Annotated in this window: 4 protein-coding genes; 3 read left to right on the top strand and 1 reads right to left on the bottom strand. The window is 70.8% G+C overall.

Translation table 11 applies throughout. The features are described 5' to 3' along the window. Window positions 1-74: 74 nt before the first annotated feature. Window positions 75-392 carry a histone-like nucleoid-structuring protein Lsr2 gene (locus tag HCN56_RS24185; protein WP_167974573.1) on the bottom strand — a complete coding sequence of 106 codons (318 nt, stop codon included), beginning with the start codon at window positions 390-392 and terminating at the stop codon, window positions 75-77. A 348-nt stretch (window positions 393-740) separates the two neighbouring features. Here HCN56_RS24185 and purS point away from each other — a divergent pair, with 348 nt between their 5' ends. The 3 genes from purS to purL are packed head-to-tail and all read left to right on the top strand — an operon-like array spanning window position 741 to window position 3,939. Further along, the gene (gene purS / locus HCN56_RS24180) at window positions 741-1,019 is read left to right on the top strand and encodes a phosphoribosylformylglycinamidine synthase subunit PurS (protein ID WP_167934656.1); all 279 of its coding nucleotides are present in this window, start codon (window positions 741-743) and stop codon (window positions 1,017-1,019) included. After that, window positions 1,016-1,693 carry a phosphoribosylformylglycinamidine synthase subunit PurQ gene (purQ, locus tag HCN56_RS24175; protein WP_167974571.1) on the top strand — a complete coding sequence of 226 codons (678 nt, stop codon included), beginning with the start codon at window positions 1,016-1,018 and terminating at the stop codon, window positions 1,691-1,693. Before purS ends, purQ begins: the two co-directional genes overlap by 4 nt. Further along, window positions 1,690-3,939: a phosphoribosylformylglycinamidine synthase subunit PurL gene (purL, locus tag HCN56_RS24170; protein ID WP_167974569.1), complete on the top strand. Its 2,250-nt coding sequence runs from the start codon at window positions 1,690-1,692 to the stop codon at window positions 3,937-3,939. The genes purQ and purL overlap by 4 nt, the downstream gene beginning before the upstream one ends. Window positions 3,940-3,969 lie beyond the last annotated feature (30 nt).

Here is a 3,969-nt window from a genome sequence, read left to right as displayed (position 1 = left end):
CGGCAGTGGTGCGCCACCGGCCGGAGCCGTCGGTGGCGCACCGCCGACCGCGGTGCCGGGGCGCTGCTGCGGCGTCAGTGGGCCGCGTTGAAGGCGTCGTAGACCTTCTTGGGGATGCGCCCACGTGCGGGGACGTCCATTCCGTTGGAGTCGGCCCAGGCGCGGACCGCGCGGGGCGAGGGGTCCACCGCGGTGTGCCGGTACGACTTGCCGGACCGCGTCTGCTTGCGGCCGGCCGCGACGAACGGTTCCAGCACGGCGCGCAGGCGCTCGGCGTTCTCGGCGTTGAGGTCGATCTCGTAGGACCGGCCGTCGAGGCCGAAGGCGACCGTCTCGGCGGCCGCGCCCCCGTCGATGTCGTCGGAAAGTGTGACCACTACCTGCTGTGCCACGTGCACCGGTCCTTTCGGCTGCTCCGCGTCACCCGCACGCGACCGCCGGGGCTGCCCGGCCGTCACGCGCAAGCGGCGGACATAAACATTCTTCGCTGCTCGTTCCCGGGTGCTCCTCGGAGGACTCCGGCGCTATTTCGGGCCCGTTGCGCGGTACCTGGGAAATACCGCCGTGCCGTGCCGTCCGCCGAGTTGTCCGGGCTACCTTCCTTTTACCATTACTGACCGTCGGAACGGGGTTCCGATACCCGACCGTGACCCGGCGCCCCACATATCTACCCGGGTAGATTTTCATCCCGGGTACGCTGAGCGAAGCAGCGTCAAGCACCAACACCACCGGGAGTACCTGTGGCTCGCGTCGTAGTCGACGTCATGCTCAAGCCGGAGATCCTCGACCCCCAGGGCCAGGCGGTGCAGCGCGCGCTGCCGCGGCTCGGCTTCGACGGGATCACCGATGTGCGGCAGGGCAAGCGTTTCGAACTGGAACTGGAGGGCCCGGTCGATGACGCCGCGCTCGCCCGTATCCGTGAGATGGCGGAGAGTTTTCTCGCCAACACCGTGATCGAGGACTTCACCGTTCGCGTGGAGGAGTCCGCCGAAGGCACCACCGCCGGAGCCGCTTCGTGACCACCCGCATCGGAGTGGTCACCTTTCCGGGATCGCTCGACGATCACGACGCCCGCCGCGCGGTTCGGCTGGCCGGCGGTGAGCCCGTCGCCCTCTGGCACCGCGACCGCGACCTGAAGCAGGTCGACGCGGTCGTGCTCCCCGGCGGGTTCTCGTACGGAGACTACCTGCGCTGCGGCGCCATCGCCCGGTTCTCGCCGGTGATGGAGTCCGTGGTGGAGCAGGCGCGCGGCGGCATGCCCGTCCTCGGGATCTGCAACGGCTTCCAGGTGCTGTGCGAGTCGCACCTGCTGCCCGGCGCGCTGACCCGCAACGACCACCTGCACTTCATCTGCCGCGACCAGTGGCTGAAGGTCGAGAACGCCGGCACCGCCTGGACCTCCGACTACACCGAGGGCCAGGAGATCACCGTTCCGCTGAAGAACGGCGAGGGCGGTTTCGTCGCCGACGAGCGCACCCTCGACGAGCTGGAGGCGGAGGGCCGGGTCGTCTTCCGCTACCTCGGCTCCAATCCCAACGGTTCCCGCCGCGACATCGCCGGCATCACCAACGCGGCCGGCAACGTCGTCGGCCTGATGCCGCATCCCGAGCACGCCGTGGAGCCGCTGACCGGCCCGACCACGGACGGTCTCGGGTTCTTCACCTCCGTTCTGAAGAAGCTGGTTCAGGCATGAGCGTCGACACCACCGAGCACGCCGCGAAGACCCCGGACGTCGAGCAGCCGTGGGCCGAACTCGGCCTGAAGGAAGACGAGTACGCGCGAATCCGCGAGATCCTCGGCCGCCGCCCGACCGGCGCCGAACTCGCGATGTACTCCGTCATGTGGTCCGAGCACTGCTCCTACAAGTCGAGCAAGGTGCACCTGCGCCAGTTCGGCGAGAAGGCCCCCGAGAACGACGCCATGCTCGTCGGTATCGGCGAGAACGCCGGCGTCGTCGACATCGGCCAGGGCTACGCGGTCACCTTCAAGGTCGAGTCGCACAACCACCCCTCGTACATCGAGCCCTACCAGGGCGCGGCGACCGGCATCGGCGGAATCGTCCGCGACATCCTCGCGATGGGCGCCCGCCCGGTCGCGGTGATGGACCCGCTGCGCTTCGGCGCCGCCGACCACCCCGACACCCGCCGGGTGCTGCCCGGCGTCGTCGCGGGCATCGGCGGCTACGGCAACTGCCTGGGCCTGCCCAACATCGGCGGCGAGATCGTCTTCGATCCCTGCTACCAGGGCAACCCGCTGGTCAACGCCCTGTGCGTCGGCGTGATGAAGCACGAGGACATCCACCTCGCCAAGGCGTCCGGCACCGGCAACAAGGTCATCCTCTACGGCGCCCGCACCGGCGGCGACGGCATCGGCGGCGTCTCCGTGCTGGCCTCGGAGACCTTCGACGCCGAGGGCCCCTCGCGGCGCCCGGCCGTCCAGGTCGGCGACCCCTTCCAGGAGAAGCTCCTCATCGAGTGCACCCTGGAGGTCTTCGCCGAGGACCTCGTCGTCGGCATCCAGGACCTCGGCGGCGCCGGGCTCTCCTGCGCCACCTCCGAGCTGGCCTCCGCCGGCTCCGGCGGCATGCGGGTGGAACTCGACACCGTCCCGCTGCGCGACGCGACGCTCTCGCCCGAGGAAATCCTCATGAGCGAGTCGCAGGAGCGCATGTGCGCGATCGTGACCCCGGAGAACACCGAGCGGTTCCTGGAGATCTGCGAGAAGTGGGACGTCATCGCCACCGTCATCGGTGAGGTGACCGAGGGCGACCGCCTGGAGATCTTCTGGCGCGGCGAGCAGATCGTGGACGTGATCCCGGGCACCGTCGCCCACGAGGGGCCCGTCTACGAGCGGCCGTTCGCCCGGCCCGGCTGGCTGGACGCGCTCCAGGCCGACGACGCCGCCCGCCTGGCGCGGCCCGCGAACGCCGACGCGCTGCGCGAGCAGGTGCTGGCGCTGGTCTCCTCGCCCAACCAGGCGGCGAAGACCTGGGTCACCTCGCAGTACGACCGCTACGTCCTCGGCAACACCGTGCTGGCGCAGCCCGAGGACTCCGGCATGATCCGCGTCGACGAGGAGACCAACCTCGGCGTCGCGGTCGCCACCGACGGCAACGGCCGCTACGCCAAGCTCGACCCGTACACCGGCGCCCAGCTGGCGCTGGCCGAGGCGTACCGCAACGTCGCCGCCACCGGCGCGGTGCCGCTGGCCGTCACCGACTGCCTCAACTTCGGCTCGCCGGAGGACCCGGCGGTCATGTGGCAGTTCGCGGAGGCCTGCCGCGGCCTGGCCGACGGCTGCCAGACGCTCGGCACCCCGGTGACCGGCGGCAACGTCTCGCTGTACAACCAGACCGGCGAGCAGGCCATCCACCCCACCCCGGTGGTCGGCGTGCTCGGCGTCATCGACGACGTCACCCGCCGCACGCCGATGGCGTTCACGGAGGACGGCCAGCTGCTCTACCTCCTCGGCGACACCCGCGAGGAGTTCGGCGGCTCGGCGTGGTCCCAGGTGGTCCACGACCACCTGGGCGGTCTGCCGCCCCGGGTCGACCTGGAGCGCGAGCGGCTGCTCGGCGAGATCCTCGTCAACGCCTCGCGCGACGGCATGATCGACGCCGCCCACGACCTCTCCGACGGCGGACTCGTCCAGGCCGTGGTGGAGTCCTGCCTCAAGGGCGGCAAGGGCGCCCGGCTGGTCGTCCCGGACGGCCTGTCGGCGTTCACCTTCCTCTTCTCGGAGTCGGCCGGCCGCGCTGTCGTCGCCGTTCCGCGCAGCGAGGAGGTGCGGTTCAACGACATGTGCGGTGCCCGCGGCCTGCCCGTGACCCGCATCGGCGTCGTCGACGGCGACGCGGTCGAGGTGCAGGGTGAGTTCACCCTGACGCTGGCCGAGCTGCGCGAGGCCAACGAGCGGACCCTGCCGGAGCTGTTCGGCTGAGGTCGGCCGCCGGCCGACCGCGCCCGGGGC

It is taken from the genome of Streptomyces lonarensis, assembly GCF_012033735.1.
GTDB lineage: Bacteria > Actinomycetota > Actinomycetes > Streptomycetales > Streptomycetaceae > Streptomyces > Streptomyces lonarensis.
Note: the sequence above shows the minus strand (reverse complement) of the source record. Positions and strands in the feature narration are given on the sequence as shown.

Bases quoted from the DNA above. Each gene is read 5' to 3' on its own strand.
- purL (WP_167974569.1), top strand. From the start codon at position 1,690: ATGAGCGTCGACACCACCGAGCACGCCGCGAAGACCCCGGACGTCGAG.